General features: G+C 67.0%; 21 protein-coding genes. 6 read left to right on the forward strand and 15 right to left on the reverse strand.

The features are described from left to right. The first annotated feature begins 1 nt into the window (after nt 1). Entirely contained in the window at nt 2-1,453 is a 1,452-nt protein-coding gene (locus BX604_RS21390; RefSeq protein WP_098552537.1) for a bifunctional 2-methylcitrate dehydratase/aconitate hydratase, read from the forward strand. Between the two features lie 52 nt (nt 1,454-1,505). Continuing rightward, nucleotides 1,506-4,223, forward strand: a complete 2,718-nt coding sequence (gene acnA / locus BX604_RS21395) for an aconitate hydratase AcnA (protein ID WP_098552538.1) — start codon at nt 1,506-1,508, stop codon at nt 4,221-4,223. 125 nt (nt 4,224-4,348) lie between these two features. Here acnA and BX604_RS21400 read toward each other — a convergent pair whose 3' ends face one another. The 3 genes from BX604_RS21400 to BX604_RS21410 are packed head-to-tail and all read right to left on the reverse strand — an operon-like array spanning nt 4,349 to nt 5,540. Next, a complete protein-coding gene (locus BX604_RS21400) occupies nt 4,349-4,789 on the reverse strand; it encodes a DUF1801 domain-containing protein (RefSeq protein ID WP_098552539.1) in 441 nt (146 codons plus the stop codon). Then, nucleotides 4,786-5,217 carry an SRPBCC family protein gene (locus BX604_RS21405; RefSeq protein WP_098553009.1) on the reverse strand — a complete coding sequence of 144 codons (432 nt, stop codon included), beginning with the start codon at nt 5,215-5,217 and terminating at the stop codon, nt 4,786-4,788. Before BX604_RS21405 ends, BX604_RS21400 begins: the two co-directional genes overlap by 4 nt. Further along, nucleotides 5,217-5,540, reverse strand: coding sequence for an ArsR/SmtB family transcription factor (locus tag BX604_RS21410; RefSeq protein ID WP_063552572.1), 324 nt, complete (start codon nt 5,538-5,540; stop codon nt 5,217-5,219). The genes BX604_RS21405 and BX604_RS21410 overlap by 1 nt, the downstream gene beginning before the upstream one ends. Nucleotides 5,541-6,238: 698 nt before the next feature. On the opposite strand from BX604_RS21410, the gene BX604_RS21420 reads away from it, so the two are divergent. Then, complete coding sequence (locus tag BX604_RS21420) at nt 6,239-7,978, forward strand: S53 family peptidase (protein WP_098552540.1); 1,740 nt, start codon at nt 6,239-6,241, stop codon at nt 7,976-7,978. A 72-nt stretch (nt 7,979-8,050) separates the two neighbouring features. Here BX604_RS21420 and BX604_RS21425 read toward each other — a convergent pair whose 3' ends face one another. The 5 genes from BX604_RS21425 to BX604_RS21445 all read right to left on the reverse strand — a co-directional run bounded on the left by BX604_RS21425 (nt 8,051) and on the right by BX604_RS21445 (nt 14,200). Beyond that, nucleotides 8,051-9,469, reverse strand: coding sequence for an MFS transporter (locus tag BX604_RS21425; RefSeq protein ID WP_098552541.1), 1,419 nt, complete (start codon nt 9,467-9,469; stop codon nt 8,051-8,053). Nucleotides 9,470-9,708: 239 nt separating this feature from the next. Beyond that, on the reverse strand, nt 9,709-10,545 hold the full coding sequence (locus BX604_RS21430; RefSeq protein ID WP_098553010.1) for an ABC transporter permease: 837 nt from the start codon (nt 10,543-10,545) through the stop codon (nt 9,709-9,711). 61 nt (nt 10,546-10,606) lie between these two features. Beyond that, nucleotides 10,607-11,872 carry an ABC transporter permease gene (locus tag BX604_RS21435; RefSeq protein ID WP_179894852.1) on the reverse strand — a complete coding sequence of 422 codons (1,266 nt, stop codon included), beginning with the start codon at nt 11,870-11,872 and terminating at the stop codon, nt 10,607-10,609. A gap of 99 nt (nt 11,873-11,971) precedes the next feature. Further along, nucleotides 11,972-13,018, reverse strand: coding sequence for an ABC transporter substrate-binding protein (locus BX604_RS21440; RefSeq protein ID WP_098552543.1), 1,047 nt, complete (start codon nt 13,016-13,018; stop codon nt 11,972-11,974). A 78-nt stretch (nt 13,019-13,096) separates the two neighbouring features. Further along, on the reverse strand, nt 13,097-14,200 hold the full coding sequence (locus BX604_RS21445) for an ABC transporter ATP-binding protein (protein WP_098552544.1): 1,104 nt from the start codon (nt 14,198-14,200) through the stop codon (nt 13,097-13,099). A gap of 108 nt (nt 14,201-14,308) precedes the next feature. Between BX604_RS21445 and pdxR the strand changes: the two genes are divergently transcribed. Continuing rightward, nucleotides 14,309-15,832, forward strand: coding sequence for a MocR-like pyridoxine biosynthesis transcription factor PdxR (gene pdxR / locus BX604_RS21450; protein ID WP_098552545.1), 1,524 nt, complete (start codon nt 14,309-14,311; stop codon nt 15,830-15,832). A gap of 9 nt (nt 15,833-15,841) precedes the next feature. Here the strand turns inward: pdxR and BX604_RS21455 are convergent, their stop codons facing one another. The 5 genes from BX604_RS21455 to BX604_RS21475 form a co-directional block, all read right to left on the reverse strand. Next, the gene (locus tag BX604_RS21455; RefSeq protein WP_098552546.1) at nt 15,842-16,873 is read right to left on the reverse strand and encodes a lipase secretion chaperone; all 1,032 of its coding nucleotides are present in this window, start codon (nt 16,871-16,873) and stop codon (nt 15,842-15,844) included. Nucleotides 16,874-16,876: 3 nt separating this feature from the next. Next, nucleotides 16,877-17,971, reverse strand: coding sequence for a triacylglycerol lipase (locus tag BX604_RS21460; RefSeq protein ID WP_098552547.1), 1,095 nt, complete (start codon nt 17,969-17,971; stop codon nt 16,877-16,879). 220 nt (nt 17,972-18,191) lie between these two features. Continuing rightward, nucleotides 18,192-20,321 carry a TonB-dependent copper receptor gene (locus BX604_RS21465; RefSeq protein ID WP_098552548.1) on the reverse strand — a complete coding sequence of 710 codons (2,130 nt, stop codon included), beginning with the start codon at nt 20,319-20,321 and terminating at the stop codon, nt 18,192-18,194. 84 nt (nt 20,322-20,405) lie between these two features. Then, a complete protein-coding gene (locus BX604_RS21470; RefSeq protein WP_098552549.1) occupies nt 20,406-20,774 on the reverse strand; it encodes a DUF2946 domain-containing protein in 369 nt (122 codons plus the stop codon). Between the two features lie 158 nt (nt 20,775-20,932). Continuing rightward, nucleotides 20,933-21,466: a cytochrome b gene (locus tag BX604_RS21475; protein ID WP_098552550.1), complete on the reverse strand. Its 534-nt coding sequence runs from the start codon at nt 21,464-21,466 to the stop codon at nt 20,933-20,935. Nucleotides 21,467-21,693: 227 nt separating this feature from the next. Between BX604_RS21475 and BX604_RS21480 the strand changes: the two genes are divergently transcribed. Next, nucleotides 21,694-22,332: a Pr6Pr family membrane protein gene (locus BX604_RS21480; protein ID WP_098553011.1), complete on the forward strand. Its 639-nt coding sequence runs from the start codon at nt 21,694-21,696 to the stop codon at nt 22,330-22,332. Between the two features lie 48 nt (nt 22,333-22,380). Here BX604_RS21480 and BX604_RS21485 read toward each other — a convergent pair whose 3' ends face one another. Beyond that, complete coding sequence (locus BX604_RS21485; protein WP_098552551.1) at nt 22,381-23,115, reverse strand: peptidoglycan DD-metalloendopeptidase family protein; 735 nt, start codon at nt 23,113-23,115, stop codon at nt 22,381-22,383. Nucleotides 23,116-23,515: 400 nt separating this feature from the next. On the opposite strand from BX604_RS21485, the gene BX604_RS21490 reads away from it, so the two are divergent. After that, nucleotides 23,516-23,836 (forward strand): hypothetical protein, encoded by a 321-nt coding sequence (locus BX604_RS21490; RefSeq protein ID WP_098552552.1) that lies wholly within the window; start codon nt 23,516-23,518, stop codon nt 23,834-23,836. A gap of 102 nt (nt 23,837-23,938) precedes the next feature. Here BX604_RS21490 and BX604_RS21495 read toward each other — a convergent pair whose 3' ends face one another. Continuing rightward, nucleotides 23,939-24,283, reverse strand: a complete 345-nt coding sequence (locus BX604_RS21495) for a DUF4148 domain-containing protein (RefSeq protein WP_098552553.1) — start codon at nt 24,281-24,283, stop codon at nt 23,939-23,941. Nucleotides 24,284-24,325: the final 42 nt, after the last annotated feature.

Genomic DNA, 24,325 nt, shown 5'->3' on the forward strand with positions numbered 1-24,325 from the left:
GATGTCCGCCCCGGTCTCCAACGTCCGCCCTGCGCCGGATTCGGTACTCGTCGATATCGTCGACTACGTGCTGAACACCGGCATCGACAGCGCGCTCGCGCTGGAGACGGCGCGTCATTGCCTGATCGACACGCTCGGATGCGGACTCGAGGCGCTGTCCTACCCTGCCTGCACCAAGCTGCTCGGCCCCGTCGTGCCCGGCACGATCGTGCCGAACGGCGCGAAGGTGCCCGGCACGTCCTTCCAGCTCGATCCCGTCCAGGCCGCTTTCGACATCGGCGCGATGATCCGCTGGCTGGACTTCAACGACACCTGGCTCGCCGCCGAATGGGGTCACCCGTCCGACAATCTCGGCGGGATCCTGGCGACGGCCGACTGGCTGTCCCGCACGGCCGTCGCGGCCGGCCGGAAGCCGCTTGCCATGCGCGACGTGCTCGTCGCGATGATCCAGGCCCACGAGATCCAGGGCTGCCTCGCACTCGAGAATTCATTCAATGCCGTCGGGCTCGACCACGTGCTGCTCGTGAAGGTCGCGTCGACGGCCGTCGTCGGGCGCCTGCTCGGGCTCACGCGCGACGAGCTGATCAACGCGGTGTCCAACGCGTTCGTCGACGGCCAGTCGCTGCGCACCTACCGCCACGCGCCGAACACCGGCTCGCGCAAGTCGTGGGCGGCGGGCGACGCCACGTCCCGCGCGGTGCGCCTCGCGCTGATCGCGAAAACGGGCGAAATGGGCTACCCGTCGGCGCTCACCGCAAAAACCTGGGGCTTCTACGACGTGCTGTTCGACGGGAAGCCGTTCCGCTTCCAGCGTCCGTACGGCACCTACGTAATGGAGAACGTGCTGTTCAAGATCGCGTTCCCCGCCGAATTCCATGCACAGACGGCCGCCGAAGCCGCGCTGCAGCTGCACGCGCAGCTCGCCGCCGCGGGCCGCACGACCGACGAGATCAGCCGGATCACGATCCGCACGCACGCGGCCGCGATCCGCATCATCGACAAGCAGGGCCCGCTCGCCAATCCGGCCGACCGCGACCACTGCATCCAGTACATGGTCGCCGTGCCGCTGCTGTTCGGCCGGCTGACCGCGGCCGACTACGAGGATTCGGTCGCCGCCGACCCGCGCATCGATGCGCTGCGCGCGAAAACGGTGTGCGTCGAGGACCCGCAGTTCACGAAGGATTACCATGACCCCGCCAAGCGATCGATCGCGAATGCGCTGACGATCGAATTCGCGGACGGATCGAAGCTTGCCGAAGTCGCGGTCGAATACCCGATCGGCCATCAGCGACGCCGTGCAGACGGCATCCCGCTCCTGGTCGACAAATTCAGGACCAACCTCGCCCGCCGTTTCCCGGCAAAGCAGCAACAAGCGATTCTCGACGTGTCGCTGGATCAGGCAAAGCTCGAAGCAATGCCGGTCGATGAGTACGTCGACTTGTATGTGATATAGCCGTCAAATACGAGACTCTTTGTTTCCTAGCCTTAAACCCAGGAAAATCACCATGGCCCACAATCTCCACAAGACCCTCAAGGAATTCGACAGCGGTTCCGGCAAAGGCAAGTTCTACTCGCTGCCGCAGCTCGGCAAGGAACTGAAGACGAAGATCGAGCGCCTGCCGGTGTCGATCCGTATCGTGCTCGAATCCGTGCTGCGCAACTACGACGGCAAGAAGATTACCGAAGAGCACATCGAGCAACTGGCGAACTGGAAGCCGACCGCGAAGCGCGTCGACGAGATTCCGTTCGTGGTGTCGCGTGTGGTGCTGCAGGACTTCACGGGCGTGCCGCTGCTCGCCGACATCGCGGCCATGCGCGGCGTCGCGGAGCGCACGGGCAAGAACCCGAAGAAGATCGAGCCGCTGGTCCCGGTCGATCTCGTCGTCGACCACTCGGTCCAGATCGACTACTTCCGCCAGAAGGACGCGCTCGACCTGAACATGAAGCTGGAATTCCAGCGCAACAACGAGCGCTACCAGTTCATGAAGTGGGGCATGCAGGCGTTCGACACGTTCAAGGTCGTGCCGCCGGGCGTGGGCATCGTCCACCAGGTGAACCTCGAATATCTCGCACGCGGCGTCCACAAGAAGGCGGACGGCGGCGACACCGTGTACTACCCGGACACCCTGGTCGGCACGGACAGCCACACGACGATGATCAACGGCATCGGCGTGGTCGGCTGGGGCGTGGGCGGCATCGAGGCTGAAGCCGGCATGCTCGGCCAGCCGGTGTATTTCCTGACGCCGGACGTCGTCGGCGTCGAGCTGAAGGGCAAGCTGCGCGAAGGCGTGACGGCCACCGACCTGGTGCTCACGATCACCGAAATGCTGCGCAAGGAGAAGGTCGTCGGCAAGTTCGTCGAATTCTTCGGCGCCGGCACGAAGTCGCTGTCGCTGCCGGACCGCGCGACGATCGGCAACATGGCGCCGGAATACGGCGCGACGATGGGCTTCTTCCCGGTCGACGAAAAGACGATCGACTACTTCGAAGGCACGGGCCGCACGAAGGCTGAAATCGCCGCGTTCGAGAACTACTTCAAGGCACAGAAGCTGTTCGGCATTCCGAAGGCCGGCGACATCGACTACACGAAGACGGTGACGCTGGACCTCGCGACGGTCGCACCGTCGCTGGCCGGCCCGAAGCGTCCGCAGGACCGTATCGAGATCGGCCACGTCAAGTCGACGTTCACCGACCTGTTCTCGAAGCCGGTCGCGGATAACGGCTTCGCGAAGAAGGCGGACGATCTGGGCACGCAGTACACGACGAGCAACGGCGTCGACGTGAAGAACGGCGACGTGCTGATCGCAGCGATCACGTCGTGCACGAACACGTCGAACCCGAGCGTGCTGCTGGCCGCCGGCCTGCTCGCGAAGAAGGCCGTCGAAGCCGGCCTCACGGTCGATCCGAAGATCAAGACCTCGCTCGCGCCGGGATCGCGCATCGTCACCGAGTACCTGACGAAGACGGGCCTGCTGCCCTACCTGTCGAAGCTCGGCTTCGAACTCGCCGCTTACGGCTGCACGACCTGTATCGGCAACGCGGGCGACCTGACGCCGGAACTGAACGAAGCGATCACGAAGAACGACATCGTCGCGGCAGCCGTGCTGTCGGGCAACCGTAACTTCGAAGCGCGCATCCACCCGAACATCCGCGCGAACTTCCTCGCGTCGCCGCCGCTGGTCGTCGCGTACGCGATCGCCGGCAACATCACGCGCGACCTGATGACCGAGCCGGTCGGCAAGGGCAAGGGTGGCCGCGACATCTACCTCGGCGACATCTGGCCGACGAGCGACGAAATCCACGCGCTGCTCAAGTACGCGCTCGATCCGGAAAAGTTCGAGAAGAACTACGCGCACCTGACCAAGAAGGGCGACCTCTGGAGCAAGATCGAGGGCGAAACGGGCGAGGTCTACGACTGGCCGAAGTCGACCTACATCGCGGAGCCGCCGTTCTTCGGCAACGACTTCTCGATGGAACCGTCCGCGTCGATCCCGACGGTCAAGGGCGCACGCGCACTGGGCATCTTCGGTGACTCGGTGACGACCGACCACATCAGCCCGGCAGGCTCGATCAAGGAAGACTCGCCGGCGGGCAAGTGGCTGAAGGAGAACGGCGTGCAGAAGGCCGACTTCAACAGCTACGGCTCGCGCCGCGGCAACCACGACGTGATGATGCGCGGCACGTTCGCGAACGTCCGGATCAAGAACCTGATGATCCCGGCGAACGCAGACGGCACGCGCGTCGAAGGCGGCCTGACGATTCACCAGCCGAGCGGCGATCAGCAGTCGATCTACGACGCGGCGATGCAGTACGTCGCAGCCGACACGCCGACCGTCGTGTTCGCGGGCGAAGAGTACGGCACGGGCTCGTCGCGCGACTGGGCCGCGAAGGGCACGCAACTGCTCGGCGTGAAGGCCGTGATCGCACGCAGCTTCGAGCGGATCCACCGCTCGAACCTGGTCGGCATGGGCGTGCTGCCGCTGCAGTTCAAGGGCGCGGACAGCATCCAGTCGCTCGGCATCACCGGCGAAGAAACGTACGACATCGAAGGCCTCGGTGACGACTTCAAGCCGCAGCAGGACGTGACGCTCGTGATCAACCGCAAGAACGGCGAAACGACCCGCGTGCCGGTGCTGCTGCGCATCGACACGCCGATCGAAGTCGACTACTACAAGCACGGCGGGATCCTGCCGTTCGTGCTGCGCTCGCTGCTCGCAGCGTAAGCGCCCTGCTTTTGCAGGTGCCGCAGCCGCCTCGCGGCGGTTGCGGCCGATTTGGATGCCCGACTTCGTGTCGGGCATTTTTTTGCCTGCGGGATGCTGGCGGAGTCGCTTCGGTGGCCGGTACGTTATGTGGCCTTGGCGCCACGCGCCCGGGTGCCCGTGCCGGCCCGCGTGTTCTTCTTCAGGTGCGCGCGGTTGTAGTCGATCGCCGCACGAACGAGACGCTTCAGCGCTCGCTTGTCGACCTTGTCACCCTCGAAAAAATCGATCGCACGCCGTGCGTTGCCGTCGAGACCGTCGTTGAACAGTCGGTCGGGATCGGGCACGTGCGCGCCATGCATGAACGTCAGCTTCACCTTGCCCTTGTGCGCGTTGCCGACCGCGATCATCCCGTCGCACTCCCACACGGGGCTGCCCATCCATTTCCATTCCTCGACGATGCCGTCGTCGACCGCGAGGATCGTCTCGCGCAGCTCGGCGAGCGTCTTGCCACGCCAGTCGACGATGCCGGCGATCAGCGCATCGATGCGGGCCGACGGTGCCAGGTCCGAAGCGGATGCGCTCATGCTCGTGCCTCTTGATCGGCATCGGGGCGCGCCAGCACTTGTTCGAGCGACGTGAAGAATTGCGCCCACCCGTGCTGCGCACCGCGGTACGCCTGCTCCTGATCCGCACGGAAGCCGGCCTGCTCCATCCGCAGCAACGTGCCGCACGGCGTCGGCGTGAGCGTCCATGTGACGACGCTTTCGAGGCCATAAGCGGCCCATGTATAGGACAACACACGCTGCGGCTCGATCGTCAGCACCGTGCAGTCGACCGAACCCCAGTCCGCGCGGAAACTGAACGCGCGGCCCGCGACGGGCTCGAAGTCGCTCTTCATCAGCCACGCCTCGATCAGGTGCGGTTGCGTGAGCGCGCGCCAGATCTTCTCCGGCGGATGCGACAGTTCCCGTTCGACGACGACGGTACGCGTTTCGGTGGTGGTCTGGTTCATCACTGATCCATCCTTTTCAGCAGATCTTCGAGAGCATCGAACCGGTTCTGCCAGAATCCGGCCATCTGGCTGGTCCAGTCGATCAACGGAGTCAGCGCCTGCGGCTGCGCGCTGTAGTGCGTCTGCCGGCCTTCGTGACGGTCGCTCACGAGCCCGGCCTGCTTCAGTACGCCCAGATGCTTCGATACCGCCGGCTGCGACACGCCCGCATGGGCAGTCAGCGCGGCAACCGTCAGCTCGCCCTCCTCGCACAGCCGCTCGAAGAGCGCGCGGCGCGTCGGATCGGCAAGCGTCCTGAACAGCATGTCGTGAGCGGTTTGCATGGTTGAATCCATAACCCGATGGTTATGGATTGAAGGATAGCGCGAGATCACCGCACGTCAAGGCGGAATTTCGCGGGTGACGTCGTCCGATCCTGCCGCATGCCGCGTTCGCCTGAACGGGCAGGACGGCGACCAATCGGCGTGCGACGCACATCGGCGCACCTTGGGTCGCGGTCGTCCCTCATTCGAGCATTCCCTCTAATCTACTCGCCCGCTCGGCGAACCGAAAGCACGCTGCAAGACTCGGCAATGCGCTGTTCCACAGTTCGAGAAACGCTCTGGATCGACTGGCCCCGTTTTTGTGCATCCGTGCATCCGGACGCCGTCGCGGCGGCGCTGCGCCGACGCTTGACCACATAGTGCAACGCACGACGCGTCCATGGCCGAGCACGGGCGATGCACGCACGCGGCACTTCGTTCCGCCATCGCGCGCATTCCGATACCGCAACGGATGAGTCGTGCGCGCAAACGTCATCGACCGTCGCTCGGTCGCACCGCGAACCGGTTCCCTTTGCGAGGGCCGCTGCCGCCTGCACGACCGGCGCATCGCCGGCACTCGGACACGCCGATGTCAGAACTGACAGCTATGGAAACTGGCAGCTACCTGAACGGCACCGACGCCCTACGCTCGTCACCGCTCGCGGCCCCACAAGGGCCGAGGGTTCCAGCAACGTCGTCTCTCCTAAAAAGGACTCCCGATGAAAAGGAACGCCTGGTTTGCCCTTCCCCTTCCGTCGCCCCGCCGCCTCGCGTGCGCGTGGCCGCTCGTGCTCGCCGCCGGCGCAGCGCATGCGACGACGGATTGGGTCGACACCCACACGAAGGCCTTTCTGACCGGCCCGCAGTTGATGGCGCGCAGCGCGGCGCCGTCGCTCGAACTCGCGGCCGGCGAGACGACCGACGTCGTCGTCAGCCTGAAGCTGCGCAACGCGGCGCAGCTCAAGCAGCTCGCGCACGACGTGAACCGGCCCGGCAACGCGCATTACCGCCAGTACCTCACGCACGAGCAGTTCCTCGCCAGCTACGCGCCGACCGAAGCGCAAGTGAAGTCGGTCGTCGACTATCTGCGCAAGAGCGGCTTCGTGAACATCGAGGTCGCGCCGAACCGGCTGCTGGTCTCCGCTCGCGGCACGGCCGGCACGGTGAAGACCGCGTTCAACACGTCGCTCGTGCATTTCCAGTATGCGGGACGCTCGGGCTTCGCGAACGCATCGAGCGCACAGGTACCGCGTGCGCTCGGCGGCATCGTCGGCTCGGTGCTCGGGCTGCAGAACGTCGCGCGTGCCCGGCCGATGCTGCGCATCGGCAACGTCGCGAAACCGCAGGCCGTCGCGGCCGGCACGGCCACCGGCCACTATCCGAAGGAATTCCCGGGCCTCTACAACGCGACGGGCGTGCCGACCGCAGCCGGCGTGACCGTCGGCATCGTCACGATCGGCGGGGTATCGCAAACGCAGCAGGACCTGAAGCAGTTCACGTCGAGCAACGGGTACGGCACGGTCTCGACGCAGACCGTCAAGACCAACGGCACCGGCACGAGCGGCAGCTACAGCGACGACCAGGACGGCCAGGGCGAATGGGATCTCGACAGCCAGTCGATCGTCGGCTCGGCCGGCGGCCAAGTCGGCAAGCTCGTGTTCTACATGGCGGACCTCAACGCGTCCGGCAACACGGGGCTCACGCAGGCGTTCAACCGCGCGGTGTCGGACAACACCGCGAAGGTGATCAACGTGTCGCTCGGCTGGTGCGAAACCGACGCGAACGCGGATGGCACGATCGATGCCGAGGAACAGATCTTCACGACGGCCGCCGCACAAGGCCAGACGTTCTCCGTATCGTCTGGCGACGAAGGCGTGTACGAGTGCAACAACCGCGGCTATCCGGACGGCGCGAACTACACGGTATCGTGGCCGGCCGCTTCACCGCACGTGGTCGCGGTCGGCGGCACGACGCTGTACACGACGTCGGCGGGCGCATTCTCGAACGAGACGGTATGGAACGAAGGCCTCGACAGCAACGGCAAGCTGTGGGCGACGGGCGGCGGCGTCAGCACGATCCTGCCGGCGCCGGCGTGGCAGTCGGGCAGCAATCGTCAGTTGCCCGACATATCGTTCGATGCCGCGCAAAGCACCGGTGCGTATATCTACAACTACGGCCAGTTGCAGCAGATCGGCGGCACGAGCCTCGCCGCACCGATCTTCACCGGCTTCTGGGCACGGCTGCTCGCGGCGAACGGCGCGGGCCTCGGGTTCCCGGCCGGCAAGTTCTATGCGGATATTCCGTCGAACCCGTCGCTCGTGCGCTATGACGTCGTGTCGGGAAACAACGGCTATCAGGGGTATGGCTACAACGCAGGCACCGGCTGGGATGACACGACCGGCTTCGGCAGCCTGAACATCGCGAACCTCAACAAGCTGATCCAGACGGGCGGCTTCTGAGCGTGATGTGAAGGCCGGCCAGCCGCGACGATCCGGCGCGCGCCGGCCGAAGCATGTGCGGGCGGCGTGGTTCTACTCCGTCGCCCGCTCCTTCACCGGCACCGCTGCAACCGGCGCGCCGGCCCGATGCGACGGCGCGAACAGTCGCAGCCCGCTCGCGACGCTCGCCGCGCCGGCAAAACCCGCACCGAGCATCAGCGCAAGCGTCGGCCCGTGCCGGCCTGCGATCCCGAACGACAGCGCGACGAGTGCCGCCCCTGTCGCCTGCCCGATCAGCCGCGCGGTCGCAATGATCCCGCTCGCGCCGCCGCTGCGCTCGGGCGGTGCGCTCGACATCAGCGCCTTCAGGTTCGGCGACTGGAAGAAGCCGAAGCCCGCGCCGCACAGCATCATCCGCCAGCCGATGTCGAATACATCGGGCGTCGTCGGCAGCGCGGCGAGCGACGCCATCCCGGCGCTCAACAGCGCGAGCCCGATTGCGCCGAGCAACCCGGGCGGATAACGATCGGACAGCCGGCCCGCGATCGGCGCGGCCAGCGCGACGACCGCCGACCACGGCGTCATCAGGAACCCGGTTTCGACCGCGCTGCGATGCAGGACGGTTTCGAAATAAAACGGCAGCGACACGAACGCGAGGCCCTGCGCGGCAAACGCGCACACCGCCGTCAGCGCGGACAGCGTGAATACGGGCCGGCGAAACAGGTCGACCGGCAGCATCGGCGCCGGATGCCCGGCCTGGCGGCGAATCAGCAGCCAGCCGAACGCCAGCGCGACCGCCGCTGCCGCGAACACGACGGAAAGCGGCCCGCGCTGCGCGAATTCGCCGAGCGCGAAGATCAGCGACGCGAACGTGATCACGTTGAACAGCGCGGCGAGCGGATCGAACGCATGCTTGCCGCGCGCCGTCTGCGGCAGCGACGGAATCGCCACGGCAAGCGCGACCACGCCGAGCGGCACGTTGACCGCGAACAGCCACGGCCATGCGGCGACCGACAGGATCAACGACGCGATCGTCGGCCCCACCGCGAACGACACGCCGACGACGAGCGCATTGAAGCCGACGCCGCGCCCGAGCCGGTGCGCGGGAAACAGGTTGCGGATCAGCGCGACGTTCACGCTCATGATCGCGCTCGCGCCGAAGCCCTGCACGATCCGCGCGGCCGTCAGCTGCGGCAGCGTCGTTGCGAGCGAGCAGCCGAGCGACGCGAGCGTAAACACCACGAGGCCCGCGATATACACGCGCTTGTGGCCGACGATGTCGCCGAGCGCCGCGAACGGCAGCAGCGTCGCGACCATCGCGAGCTGATAGGCGTTGATGATCCATACCGACGCGGCCGGCGACGCATGCAGGTCGGTGGCGATCGCGGGCAGCGCGGTGTTCGCGATCGCGGTGTCGAGCGTCGCGAGCGCGACGGCCAGCAGCACGGCGGACATCGCGCGCCAGTTGACGGCCGGCTCGCGGGCGCCGGCGGGAGAAGCGAATTCGGACAAGATGAGGCTCGGCTGACGAGCGACGCGCTGCGTCGCGGATTGAGCGGCGCGGCAACGGGCGCCCCCGCAACAGGGGCGAAGCACGCGTCACCGAGAGCCGTATTGTTGCAGAGCCGCATGGAACGTGCAGGCAACCGCTTCGCCAGTCAGACAAATGAAAGCTTCCGTGCGCCGCACGGGGTATGCCGCGTCGTTGAGTACACAACCATCCGTGACGCCGAATGGCGTCCGGGCAGCAGTCAACTCACCGCACGCCGCGCATTACGCCCGCGCAACCACTCGAGCGCGAGCAACAGGCTCGTCGAGAAGATGATCAGGATCGTCGCGAGCGCGGCGATCGTCGGGCTGATGTTCTCGCGGATCCCGGTAAACATCTGGCGCGGCAGCGTCGTCTGGTCCGCGCCCGCGAGGAACAGCGTGACGACGACTTCGTCGAACGACGTCGCGAACGCGAACAGCGCGCCCGACATCACGCCCGGCGCGATCACCGGCAGCGTCACGCGGAAAAACGTCGTCACCGGATTCGCGCCGAGCGACAGGCTGGCGCGCACGAGGTTGTAATTGAAGCCCTGCAGCGTGGCGGCAACCGTCGTGACGACGAACGGCACGCCGAGCGCCGCGTGCGCGGCGATCAAGCCCGTGTACGTATTCGCGAGCCCGAGCGGCGCGAAGAACAAATACATGCCGACGCCGACCACCACCACCGGCACGATCATCGGCGACAGCAGCACGGCCATCAGCAGCGCCTTGCCGCGGAAGTTCGCCTTCGTGAGCCCGATCGCGGCGAGCGTGCCGAGCACGGTCGCGACGATGGTCGCCGACGGCGCGACGATGAAGCTGTTCTTCGCGGCCATCCGCCACTCGTCGGACGCAATCAGGTTCTCGTACCAGCGTGTCGAGAAGCCGGGGATCGGATAGACGAGGAACGTGCTCGACGAAAACGACAGCGGCACGATCGCGAGCACCGGCAGGATCAGGTACAGCAGCGTCAGCACGACGAGCACGCGCAACGCGACGTACCACGCGCGCTCGACGAACGACATGTGCGGCGCGAACAGCGGCCTGGCGAGTTTCATGGTCGGCATCCCCTTCTCGTGTTGCGTATTCGTATTTCGTGCATCGTGCCGGGCGCGACGCTCAGCCGAGGCTCACGTTGGTGCGCGTGAAACGCCCGTACACCGCATACAGCACCAGCGTCGCGGCGAGCAGCAGGCCGCCGAGCGCGCACGCCATACCCCAGTTGATCGTCACGTTCGTGAAATACGCGACGTAATAGCTGACCATCTGGTCGTTCGGACCGCCCAGCAGCGCGGGCGTGATGTAGTAGCCGATCGCGAGGATGAACACGAGCAGCGCACCCGCGCCGATGCCCGGATAGGTCTGCGGCACGTACACGCGCCAGAACGCGGCGAACGGATGGCTGCCGAGCGACACGGCCGCGCGCTGGTAAGTCGGCGGGATCGACTTCATCACGCTGTAGAGCGGCAGGATCATGAACGGCAGCAGGATGTGCGTCATCGAGATGTAGACGCCGACGCGGTTGAACAGCAGCGTCAGCGGATGCGAGATCAACCCGCTGCCGATCAGCGCCTTGTTGATCAGCCCTTCGCTCTGCAGCAGCACGATCCACGCGGCGACGCGCACCAGCACCGAGGTCCAGAACGGGATCAGCACGAGAATCATCACGAGGTTCGCGCGGCGCTCCGACAGCGTCGAGATCCAGTACGCGAGCGGATAGCCGAGCAGCAGCGCGAACAACGTGACCGCGACGCCGATCACGAACGTCCGGCCGAAAATCGCGAGATAGATCGACTGGTCCGGATCGGCCTGCACGACGTGGCCGAAGCCATCCTGCTTGTGGTCGAGCGACGCAAGCAGGTAGAACGGCGACAGCTGGCTGCCGTTCTTCGCGATCGACTGCCAGTATGTGACGTCCCCCCAGCGGGAATCGAGGTCGATCAGCTTCGCCCGCGTCTGTGCGGGCGTGAGCGCTGCGGCGGCGGCATCGTTGTCGTCCTTCAGCGGCATCGCACGCGCCGTCTTCGCGACGAGCGAACGATAGCCGGGAATCTCGGTATTCAGGCGCCGCGCGAGCGCGCCCATCGCCTCGCTGTCGGCGACCTTCGTCATGTCGGCCGCGAGCGCGACGTACGCGGCGTCGGACGGCGGCGCCTTGCGGTCCCAGCCCGACAGCGCGGCGATCGTGTTCGGCAGCGCGGTCGCGATCTCGGGGTTCTGCACCGCGCGCGTGAGCAGCGTGCCGATCGGCACGACGAAGATGAGCAACAGGAAGATCGCAAGCGGTGCGATCAGCAGCAGCGCCATCGTGCGCTTGCGGGCCTCGGCCGCCTTCAGTTCGCGCTTGAGCGCGGCTGTCGACGGCGAGGAAGGAGCGATCGTCATCGTGTTCAACGGTTCTCTCCGGCCGGGCGCGATCCGGCGGAATGCCGCGCGACGCGTTCAGCGCGCCGCGCGGCCGGTTGCATCAGGATCCCTGAACGGTTACTTCGTCGCCCACGCGGCGAAGCGCTGCTCGAGCTCGTCGCTGTGGTCGGTCCAGAAGCCGATATCCTCCAGCACCGCGTTCTTGCCGTTGGCCGGCGAGTTCGGCAGGTTCGCGAGCGTCTTCGCGTCGAGCGACTTGATCGCCGCGACGTTCGCGGGGCCGTACGCGATGTGCTGCGCATACCCTTGCTGCGGCTTCGGCGTCAGCGTGTACGCGATGTACTGCTCGGCCAGCGCCTTGTTCGGCGAGCCCTTCGGAATCGCCCAGTAGTCGAGGTCGTAGATGCTGCCGTTCCACACGACCTTCAGGTTCTTCCCTTCCTTCTGCGCGGCGTCAATGCGGCCGTTGTACGCGGTCGACATCACGACGTCGCCGGCCACCAGGAACTGCGGCGGCTGCGCGCCCGCTTCCCACCACTGGATGTTCGGCTTCAGCTCGTCGAGCTTCTTGAACGCGCGGTCCTGGCCGGCCTTCGTCGCGAGCACCTTGTACACGTCCTTCGGCGCGACGCCGTCGGCCATCAGCGCGAACTCGAGGTTGTAGCGCGCGCCCTTGCGCATCCCGCGCTTGCCGGGGAATTTCTTCACGTTCCAGAAATCGGCCCAGCCGGTCGGCGCCGATTTCAGCTTGTCCGCGTTGTACGACAGCGCGGTCGACCACACGAAGAAGCCGACGCCGCACACCTGCGGCGACTCCGGAATCAGATCGGACTTCTTCGCGATCTTCGACCAGTCGAGCTTCTCGTACAGCCCTTCGTCGCAGCCGCGGTTCAGGTCGCCCGATTCGACTTCGACCACGTCCCAGTTGACGTGCTTCGCCTCGACCATCGCCTTCACTTTCGCCTGCTCGCCGTTGTATTCGACGGCCGTGACCTTGTTGCCAGTCGCCTTCTCGAACGGCTGGTTGAACGCGGCCTTCTGCGCGTCGCCGTTCGCGCCGCCGAAGTTGACGACCGTGAGCTCGGCCGCCGTGGCCGATATGCCGAAAGCGGCGAGCGCCAGTGCGACCGCGGTGCGACGCGCGGTAAAGCTTGCTCGGTTCATGGTGGTTCCTCTCCTCTCGTGGTGGAAGTAGGCAGTTGTTGTTGACGACGTGCTGCGGAAAATCGGGGAAGCCATGTGTTACGCGAACACGCGCAGGTGCTCGGGCGCGAATGCAAGCGACACGGGCGCACCAGGCGAGAACGCGTCGAGCGCGCCCGTGCCGAGCGGCACCTTCACGAAACATTCGTCCTGGCCCGGCAGTGCGCAACGCATGCGCACGTGATCGCCGAAATAGATGAGGCTGCGCGCCTCGCCGGCCACGCGGTTGGCCGCACCGCTCGCGGCTGCGGATGCATGCCCGTTCGCGAGGCTCATGCGCTCGGGGCGGATGCAGGCGATGGCCGACGCGCCTTCGGCCGCGTCGCCGATGCGGCGGCCGCGCAGCGTGGTGCCGTCGTCGAGCCGGAACTCGCAGAATTCGCCGTCGACGCGCGCGATCGTGCCGCGTAGCCGGTTGCTGTCGCCGATGAAGTTCGCGACGAATTCGTTGCACGGCGATTCGTACAGGCGGTCGACGGTATCGAGCTGCTGCACGATGCCCTTGTCGAACACGGCGACGCGATCGGACATCGTCAGCGCCTCGCCCTGGTCGTGCGTCACGTATACGAACGTCACGCCGAGCTTCTCGTGCAGCGCCTTCAGTTCGTACTGCATGTGTTCGCGCAACTGCTTGTCGAGCGCGCCGAGTGGCTCGTCCATCAGCACGAGCTTCGGTTCGAACACGAGCGCACGGGCAAGCGCGATGCGCTGCTGCTGACCGCCCGACAACTGCGCCGGATAGCGCTTCGCGAAGCGCTCCATCTGCACCATCTTCAGCGCATGCGCGACACGCTCGGTGCGCTCGGCCGTCGACAGCTTGCGCACCGTCAGCGGATACGCGACGTTCTGCTCGACCGTCAGGTGCGGGAACAGCGCGTAGTTCTGGAACACCATGCCGATGTTGCGCTTGTGCGGCGGCACGGTATTCAGCAGTTCGCCGTCGAGCCGGATCTCGCCGCCGGTCGGAAATTCGAAGCCGGCCAGCATCATCAGGCAGGTGGTCTTGCCCGAGCCCGACGGCCCGAGCAGCGTCAGGAATTCCCCTCGGTGGATATCGAGGTCGAGCGATTTGACGACCAGCGTCTCGCCGTCGTAGGTCTTCCGCACGCCGCGAAAGCTGACGATCACATCATCGGACTTCATCGTGGCTGTCCCCTCGCTTCGCGACATTCGTTTTTGAGATGCGAGCCACTATACGGCGGGCACGGTTCTACAATAGGGAACCATTTCAATATTCCAGGTGGGACCACTTTGGACACCGTCATCGTCGCCGACTGGCTCTCCGCCCGTATCGACCGCAGCTCGCCCGAGCCGATGTACCGGCAACTGCTGCAGCTGATGCAGCAAGCCATCCTGACCGGTGAATTGGGGCCAGGGACAAAACTGCCGAGTTCGCGCACGCTCGCGGCCGATCTGTCGATCGCGCGCAATACCGTGCTGCACGTGTATGACCAGCTCACGGCCGAAGGCTACGTGCTGACGACGACCGGCAGCGGCACCTATGTCGCCGATACGCGCCCGGACGCCGCCGCGATCCCCGCGCCGGGCGCCGGGCCGTCGTCGCCGGCCGCCGGTGCGCCGCCGTTGCCGAATGCGCAGGACGTGCTGTCGACGCGCGGCCGGCAGTTGATCGAGCACGCGGGCGTGTCGCGGCGCCAGTGGGGCGCGTTCATGCCGGGCGTGCCAGACGTATCGGAATTTCCGAGCCGCACGTGGAGCCGCCTGCAGGCGCGCCTGTGGAAGGAAGCGAACCCCGAACTGCTGACCTACGCGCCGGGCGGCGGCTACCGGCCGCTGCGCCGCGCGCTGGCCGACTACCTGCGCGTCGCGCGCTCGGTCAAATGCTCGCCGGACCAAGTGATCATCACGACCGGCATCCACCAGTCGATCGACCTCGCGGTACGCCTGCTGTCCGACATCGGCGATCGTGCGTGGGTCGAGGAGCCGTGCTACTGGGGCGTGCGCAGCGTGCTGCAGGCGACCGGCCTCACGCTCGCCCCGGTGCCGGTCGACGACGAAGGGATCGATCCACGCGCGAGCGACATGCAGCATCCGCCGCGGCTCGTGCTCGTCACGCCGTCGCATCAATATCCGCTCGGCATGGTGATGAGTCTCGCGCGGCGCCGGATGCTGCTCGAATACGCGCGGCAGCACCGCTGCTGGATCATCGAGGACGACTACGACAGCGAATTCCGCTACGGCAGCCGCCCGCTCGCGTCGCTGCAGGGGCTCGACGACGGCGGCCGCGTGATCTACGTCGGCAGCCTCGGCAAGATGCTGTTCCCCGGCCTGCGGATGGGCTACATGGTCGTGCCCGAGCATCTGGTCGACACGTTCCGCACCGGGCTGTCGGAGTTGTACCGTGAGGGCCAGCTGATGCAACAAGCGGTGCTCGCCGAATTCATCATGGACGGCCACCTGACTTCGCACGTCAGGCGCATGCGCACGCTATACGGCGAGCGCCGGCAATTGCTGATCGACGCGATCCGTGCCCGCTTCGGCGACGCGCTGCCCGTGATGGGCGACGAGGCCGGCCTGCATCTGGTGCTCGGCCTGCCCGACACGTGCGACGATCGCGTCGTCACGCAGAGCGCGTTCGACGCGGGCGTGATCGTGCGCCCGCTCACGAGCTACTACAGCCGCATGGACACCGCACGGCGCGGGCTGCTGCTCGGCTACGCGTGCGTCGCGCACGAAGGCATCGGCCCCGCGTTCGATACGCTCGCGCAAACCATCGAGCAGCATCTGCCGCGGCGCTTCACGCGCGCGGCATGACCGTGCGCGTCAGTTCGCGCTGCCCGCGCCACGGTCGAGCGAGGCCGCGCGCACCGCTTCGCCGGGCTTCGTGAACACGCGTTGCCGCAGTGCGGCAATCTGCGCGTCGCGATCCTGCGGCGACAGCCCGGCCGCGTCGATCTGCGCGCGCTGCGCCGCATAGTCGCCGTAGCGGCTCTGCCACGATGCATCGTCCTGCTGCATCTGTGCGACGCGTGCGGCGGCCTCCGGACCCAGCGTCTGCGTCAGTTGCGCACGGATCGCGTCCGGCGTCGCCCCGCTTTTCTGCAACTGCGTGATCTGGTCGATTGCGGCGCGCTGCTGGTCGATCCGCTGCTGCGCCGCCCGCTCGTCCGCCGGGATCTGCTGCGCGAGCGCCGCGAGCCGCTCGGCCTTCTGCGCATCCGTCAGCGAGCGGTCCTGCATGATCTTCAGCCGCGCGAGATCGTAGCGCTGCCGCCAGTGCTCCGCACCGAAGAACGGCTCGCTCCAGTCGCCGAGCGTCCGGTAGGCGATCGACGCGCGCTGGTCGAGTGCGAGCTGCAGCGCGCCGAGATCGGACTTGTCGACTGCGCCCGCATCCGGCAGTTTCGCGAGCGCATCGAGGTACGCACGGTATCGGTGCCAGACGTCGAGCGCTTCGGGCTGAGCGACCGTGCCGTCGAGTTGCGCGGCGATCTCGCGCACGACGAGCGCATCGAGCGCGGCTGCGCTCAGGTCGTTCTGCGCGGTCAGGCAGTAATCGAAGAAATCGCGCACCGCGCGCGACTTCGCAAGATGACCGCCGGCATCGAGCGGCAATCGCGGTGCGCTCGAACCGGCGAGCGGCGACGGCAGGCCCGCGCTCGCCGGCAACGCGGCCTGCGGCGCGGCCGTCGCGCCGCCAAGCGCTGCCGCGTCGGCCGACGCGGGCGTGGCAGCAGCGCCGCGATGCGATGCCGCGCCACCCCAGATCCCCGCGCCGGCAATCGCCGCGAGCCCCACCGCCCCGTAGAGCGCAACGCGCCGCGCGAGCGGCGCGCGTCCTTCACGTGCCGTCATCGATCACACGCCCGCGAGCTTCAGCCGGTTCGCATGCGTGCGGATCACCGCGACCGGATCTGCCGCGTACGCGCCGCGCACGCCGAGCAACTGGTTGATCTCGTCGAGGTGGTTCCACTTGTAGCTCGTGCTGAGCACCTTCCCGTACAGCGCGCTGCACTTCGACACCAGCCCGTCGTTCTGGCCCGAGCCGCGATTGATCATCACCGTGCCGGTGCCGAGCAGCGCGAGCGTCGACGGATCGAGCGCATTGGCCGGGTCGATCAACGGAATCGTGCTGGTGTCCGTCGCGCCGGTGATGCCGAACGCGGAAATCGTCGGCTGGATCGCCGTGCCGGCCCACGAATACAGCAGATGCGTGTAGCCACCGACCGTCTCCGTCGGCGCGCCCGTCTGGCAACTGCCCGGCGCGCCGAGGCCGGCGCTCGGATAATTCTGGTTGTACACGGCGGCCTGGGCGGTCGTCAGCGTCTTCAACGCGGCGAGCGCATCCTGGTCGGTGTTGTGGTTGCTGCTCGTCAGGACCCCGAACACATTGACGAACGCGGCGATCACCGACGAAGAAAGACCGGTCGGATCGTTCGCGAGCACGCTCTGCACGAAGTCGGCGAACTCGGAACCGCGATGCGGCGTACCGATCGTCGTCACCGACGCGACCAGGTCGGGCGCCACCGCCGCGACATAGCGCGACGTGAGGCCGCCCTGGCTGTGGCCGATCAGGTTCACCTTGGTCGCGCCCGTCGCGGCGAGCACCGTCTTCACGTACGCAAGCAACTGTTCGCCACGCCCGTTCGGGCCGTCGTCGCTCTGGAAGCCCGACAGGTTCGCGACATAGACGTTCGCACCGTGCTGCTGAAGATCCTCCTGGATGCCGTACCAGTACTCGAGCACGCCCGCGTACTTGTCGGTGCCGGTGAGCCCGTGCACGAGGATGATCGGATAGCGCGTCGCCGCGTAGTTGTCCACCGGCGCGATGGCCGCCATCGCTGCTTGCGTCGTCGCGAGCGTCATCGCCGCGGTCATCCCGACGAACGGCGCGACGCTCATCGCGCATGCCACCGCCCCTGCCACCACCCTGGAACGCATCGATCTGGCCATGCATGTTCTCCTGATTATTGTGCTGCCGGTGCGAATGAGATCGGATCGACGCGCACGCTGCGTTGCAGGCACCGTGTGCGTCGAATGCGGGAGTGAATCACGAGTCGTGAACGTTTGCGCCCTGACTAGATACGGTTCTCTAATCGGTTGACGCGCCCCGCCCGTTCAGGCGGGGCCGCGTGGGTGCGCGCGCATGCTGCATCGCACATGCGCGACGGCGTTACAGCTTCGCGCTCACGCGCACCCATGCGGTGCGCCCCGGCTCCATCACCGGCGCGTTCGCCGGATAGCCGAAGCCCGCGTTGCCGGCAAGGTTCAGATGCTCGGCATAGGCTTTGTTCAGCACGTTGTCGACGCCGACCGAGACCTGCACCTTCTTGCTGACGTTGTACTGCGCATGCAGCGACAGCACGCCGAATCCGGCGCTCGGCCCGAAGTCCTTGCCGACCACGTTGCCCTCATTCAGTGCATAGCGATGCTGCGGCGCAACGACTCGCCACAGGCCGCCGGCCGACCATGCGCCGCGCGTGTATTCGAGCCCGACGCGCACCTCGAGCGGCGGCATCTGCGGCAACGGCTCCCCGCTCGTCGCGTTGCGCCCCCACGCATACGCGAGCGACGTCTCGACGCGCAGCGGCGCGACCGGCCGCCACGACACGCCGGCTTCGCCGCCCATGATCTGCGCGTTGACGTTGGTCGCCTGCGTGGTCGGGCCCATCATTCCGGCCGCGTAGTTGAACAGGATGAAGTCCTGCACGTAGCCGGCATAGGCCGACGCCCATGCGTCGAAGCGGTCGCCCTTGTACTGCGCGCCGATGTCGAGCTGCGTGGTCTTCTCCGGCTGCACCGCGGAGAACGCGTTGATCGCGCCGGCCGGCCCGCGCTGCGCGGAGAACAGCTCCCAGTAGTCGGGATAGCGTTCCGCGTGACCGATCCCCGCGTACCAGGTCACGGGCAGCGACGCGAGATCGCGCTCGTAGCGCACGAAACCACTCGGCAGCACGCGCGCACGATCGTCGTCGAAGGTCGGGTTCGGCTTGTTCATCATCATCCCGCTCGTCGTCGCACGCTTGTCGCGCGCGCTCGTGTAGTCGACCCGCGCGCCGCCGATCACGCGCGACGCGTCGCTCGCATACCACGTCAACTCGCCGAACGCGCCCGCGTTCCACATCGTCGCCTGCGCATTCCACGGCTGGTCGCCGTAGTTCTGCCGCCCCATCGCCGAGCGCGCGTCGAGCCGGTTCGATTGCGCATCGACGCCGGTCACGAGCTTGAAGTCGTCGCCGAAGCGAAACGTCGCCGCCGCGCGCGCGCCGAGCGTGCGGCGCCGCACTTCGGACGCCATGCGCATCGGCATGCTGCTGGTCGGGTCGGGCTGCCGCAACGTGTAGTTGTCCATCACGTGATCGGCTTCGTTGTAGTACACGCGCGCCTCGATCCGGTCGAGCACGTCGCCGAGATGGCGCTTGTCGAACGACAGGCCGAACGTCTCGCGACGGAAATGCGCGCCGTCCATCCCGCGCCCCGCATAACGCGCGTAGCCGTCGCCAGTGCCGGCGGTCAGTTCGACGCGCGTGTGATCGTCGGGGGTCCAGCCGAGCGCCGCGTCTGCGTTCCACTTGTCCCACTGCGACGGCACGGTATTGCCATTGCCGTCCTTGTAGTCCTGCGCGTGCGCATGGTTCGCGGTCACGCGGCCATATCCATCCGGCGTGCCGGCCGTCACGTCGACGTTCTGGTCGTTGCGGCCGAACGAGCCGCCGACCACGCTGCCCTCGAAGCGCATGCCGGGCCGCTCGAAGCGCGGCGTCACGCGCTCGAACAGCACGGTGCCGGCCGAAGCGCCGGGACCGTACAGCACGGTCTGCGGCCCCTTCACGACCGTGACCTTGTCATAGCTTTCGGGCGCGATATACGAAGTCGGTGCGTCCATCCGGTTCGGGCACGCGCCGAGCGTCGGCAGCCCGTTCGCGAGAATGTTCAGCCGCGAACCGAACATCCCGCGCAGCACGGGGTCGCCGTTGGTCCCGCCGCTGCGGATCGACGTGAAGCCGGGGATCGTCTTCAGATAGTCCGCGCCGTCGCTCGCCGGCAGCGGCTGGCGCGGCGTCTTCGGATCGGTGACGACGACGAGCGGTGTCGTCAGCGGCGACGCGACGACCTCGATGGCCGGCAGCAGCACGGTCGCGTCGTCGGTCGGCGCATGGGCCGCGTCCGCGGGTTTGGCGGCCGCCGCCGCGGTCATGGCGCTGACGGCCAGCGCGGGAACGGTGAGTGTCAGCATCCGCGGCACGCGCCGCGGACGGGAATGACGCGACGCCGTCGGCGCGCGCAACGAGATAGTGTTCATGGATCGAATGCCCGAGTGACGCCCTCCACGCGGTCTCGACGGACCGCACGGATATCGGCGATGAAAAAGACGGAAGACAGCGCGTCAGGCGCGCTCGGGCGGTGCGCGTGGATACGCGCGCGGATAGCGATCGTCGCGCGCCGCGACGGCTTGCGGCGCGGCGGCGGAAACGGTCGTGACGGAGACGAGAGCGAACGATGCAGCGGCCGGACCGCCGATCGCGGGGCTGTGCGCGAAGAATGCGCAATATCCGCATGCATCGAGATGCAGGGCATGATCGTGCGCGCCGACCGCACCGGTCGAACGGTGCGCGCCATGCTCTGCACTGCAGACGATTGCATCGGGAGTGGCCGCCTGTGCGATGCGCCACTGCGACACCAGCGGCGCCGCGATCGCGATCCAGATCGCGAACACGCCGAGCCAGGCGGTCAAGTGACGATGTCGATGCAACATGCGCGGCGATGCGTAAGCGGAATGTAAAAACAGACGAGATGTTACAGAATGTTCGCCGCGATAGCCAGCCGTGCGAGCCGGTAAACGGCCCGGGGGCGCATGGTTGTCAATACAACCATGCGCCCCCGGGGCTGCTGCGCGGCGTCAGCGTGCGGCGCTCACACCATGCGCCGCAGCACGTCGTCGCGCCGGATGAAATGGTGATAGAGCGCGGCCAGCGCATGCAGGCCGATCACGAAGTAAAACGTATTGCCGATCAGTTCGTGCGCTTCCTTGAGCGTCCGCCCCAGCGCCTTGTCCGGGCCGAACAGCGTAAACGACACGCCGATCCAGTCGAGCGACACGGGCTTGCCGCCCATGTTGACCATCATGATGCCGAGCAGCGGCTGCGCGATGATGAATACGTACAGCGCGAGATGCGCGAGCTTCGACAGCCACTTCAGCAGCGTCGCCTGCGGGATGGCTTCCGGCACGCGGCTGACCGCCCGCCACAGCACGCGCAACACCGACAGCACCAGCACGAACGTACCGGCCAGCAGGTGCACGTTCATCCAGAACACACGACTGTCGCTGCCTTTCGGCCCGCGAACCTCGATGGCCAGGTAGGCCAGCGCCACCAGCAAAAAGATAGCCCAGTGAAAAAAGATCGCAGGCGAGCTGTAGCGCGTCTGTTTCGCAAGGATGTTTCTCATGCTTGGTCTCGTGTTTCTCGTGTTGTATTCGGGGAAAGCGCGCCGCGGCTGGCCTGGGCCGGGCGGCTGCCCCGATTGTAGCCGCACGCGCGCCCGCTGTTGCGCGACCGAATCAAATAACCGGCGATCGGTGCGGCCCCGCCGCGCGCCGGCCTATGGAAAATCCGCATCGCGGGCGCAAACGGCTGTGGCACGATGGAGCTTTGGTGCGACGTTACGCGGCCATCATGAGCAAGGCGTTCTTCGTTGCGGCCTATCGGCTGATCGCTGCGTTGCTCGCGGTGTCCACTACGCTGCACAGCATCGCGAACTACTGGGCCCTGCCGAGCTTTCATCTCGGCAACTATCTCAGCTACTTCACGCAACTGAGCAGCCTCTACGCGGCCGCCATGCTGACCGCGGGGCTGCGGCGCATCGCGCGCCCGGGCTCGGCCCGCTACGAATCCATGCGCGGCGCCGCCGTGCTGTACGTGCTGATCACCGCGATCGTCTACGAGCTGCTGCTCGCGCGGCTCGATGCCCTGCGCCACATTACGCCGGCCTTCAACAACTGGGTACTGCACCGGATCGTGCCGCTCGTAATGCTGTGCGACTGGCTGTACGTGGAGCCGCGCTCGCCGATCGCGCGGCGCAGCGCGTTCGCGTGGCTCGGCTTTCCGGTCGTCTATCTCGGCTATACGCTCGTGCGCGGCGCGCTGGAAAACTGGTATCCGTACCCGTTCGTCGATCCGCGGCCGCACGGCTACCTGCCGGTGGCAATCCAGTGCTCGTTGATCGCGCTCGGCGCAGCGGGACTTGCGCTCGGCATCCGCTGGCTCGGCAATCATGCGAGACAGTCCGGCGCCGCGACGCTCGAGGAAGGATGAAGGCGGGAGCGTGTGCGCCGCATGGCGCACACGTCGTGATGCGGCCGGTCAGCCGCCGTTGCGCGGCAGGAAGTTCATCGGATCGACGACCTTGCCGTTCTGCCGGACTTCGAACTCGAAGGTCGAGCGGCCGCTCGCGTCGGTGCCCATCTCGGCGACCGGCTGGCCCGCGCGCACGGCGTCGCCTTCGCTGACGAGCAGCTTGCCGTTGTGCCCGTAGGCCGTGATGAGGCCGTTATCGTGCTTCAGGATCACGAGCGGCCCGTAAGCCTTCACGCCGGACCCGGCATACACCACGCGCCCGTTTGCCGCCGCACGCACCGAATGATCGGGCCCCGAGGCGGCGATCACGATGCCGCGCGTCTTGCCGGCCGTAAACGGCGTCACCACGCTGCCCGTGGCCGGCCATGCAAGCGAGCCGGGTTGCGCGACGACAGCGGACGGCTGCCCGAGCGACGTTCCGGCAGGCGGCGGCGCGACGCGCAGCACCTGGCCCGGCGACACGGCGTCGGTGGGCGCCATGTGGTTCCAGCTGGCGACGTCCTGCACGCGCTGCCCGTAGGCGGCCGCGATGCCCGCGAGCGTGTCGCCCGGATTCACACGGTAATAGCCGGCGATCACGCCCGGCGTGGCGACCGACGTCGGCGTCGATGGGCGCACCGGCTGCCAGTTGTCGGTCCACGGCGTCATCGTACAGCCCGTCAACGCGGCGGCCGCGGCGACGAGCGCCACCTGCGGCAGCCAGCGCGCCAGGGCATCGTGGATCGGAATATTTTTTTTCAAGGGTCCTCCCGGAGTTGCGTCGTCGCGCCGCTCACCGCCCCCCGGCGCGCGACGCACGATGTCCGGCCAAAAAGCCGGACCGACCAGTATCCGACCGCTCTCGCGGCCGTCAGTTTCCACAGCGGAACGTCGACGCGAGCGGACTCACCGGCCCTTTTTCGCGTCGCTCCGATCGGCAAAGATACCATTTGTCGCGGTCTTGACCGCGACAAGCGCGCGCTCCGGCAACATTCTTGCGGCGCCGCACACGGATGTCGGCGGCTCGCAAGCCCCGCCCGGCGGGCCATCCGGCGGGCTTGCGCCGCACCGCGAGGCCGCGGCAACCGGCATCGAGCCGCCTGGCCGGACGCCTCCTATACTGCGGAATGCAGCACGATCCAGCGACAACGAGGAGATCACAATGAACAACGCGACGTTTCTATCCGTGCAGCTCAACGCCGAGGATTTCGCCGGTTCCAGCGGCCTCGTCGAATTGCTCAACCGGCACCTGCTGTTCGCCACCGACGTCGCCGAGGCGGCCGACGCGCTCGTCCAGCTCGCGAGCGTCACGCACCTGACGGGCGCCACCCGCCACAGCGTCGAGCTGCCGGTACTCGCGATCGAGCGGCTGCGCGAAGCGCTCGACTCGCTCAGCGGCTACGACGAAACGTGGCTGCAGGCACTGGAGCCGGCCGGCGGCCCCTTTGCGGCAATCGGACGCGGTCCGCGGCCGCTGCACTGATCCGGCCGGCCCGCCAATGAAAACAGCCCGTCGTTCCGCGATGCGGAACGACGGGCTGCTTGTACTTCGGGGTCCGATCAGGCCGCCGGGGCGGCCGTTCGATTAACGACCCTTGTAGACCGGTGCGCCATCCGACACGCGCTTGACTTGCCAGCCGGTCTTCGCGACGGCCGGAGCGCCCGACTCTTGCTGGGCGACCGGTTGTGCGCCATAGCCGGTCGTATCGGCAGCGGCGACGTTCTGTTGCGGGTTCAGACGGGCTTCAGCGGCCTGGATGCTTACCGGGTAGTTCGTACGGTCGCTACCGAGCTTGTAGCCGGCTTGTTGCAGCGCGGACAGTTCGGCCTTCACCTGCGCACGGGTAACGGGCGCATTTTGTTGGGCGAACGACACGGCGGGAACGGCGAGGACGGCAGCTGCAGCGAACGTTGCGATCAGCGATTTCATGATTACCTCCGAAATTTTTTTGCTCCGCCGCACACACCATGT

Source organism: Burkholderia sp. JKS000303, from assembly GCF_002563755.1.
In the GTDB taxonomy this organism is placed as follows: Bacteria; Pseudomonadota; Gammaproteobacteria; order Burkholderiales; family Burkholderiaceae; genus Burkholderia; species Burkholderia anthina_B.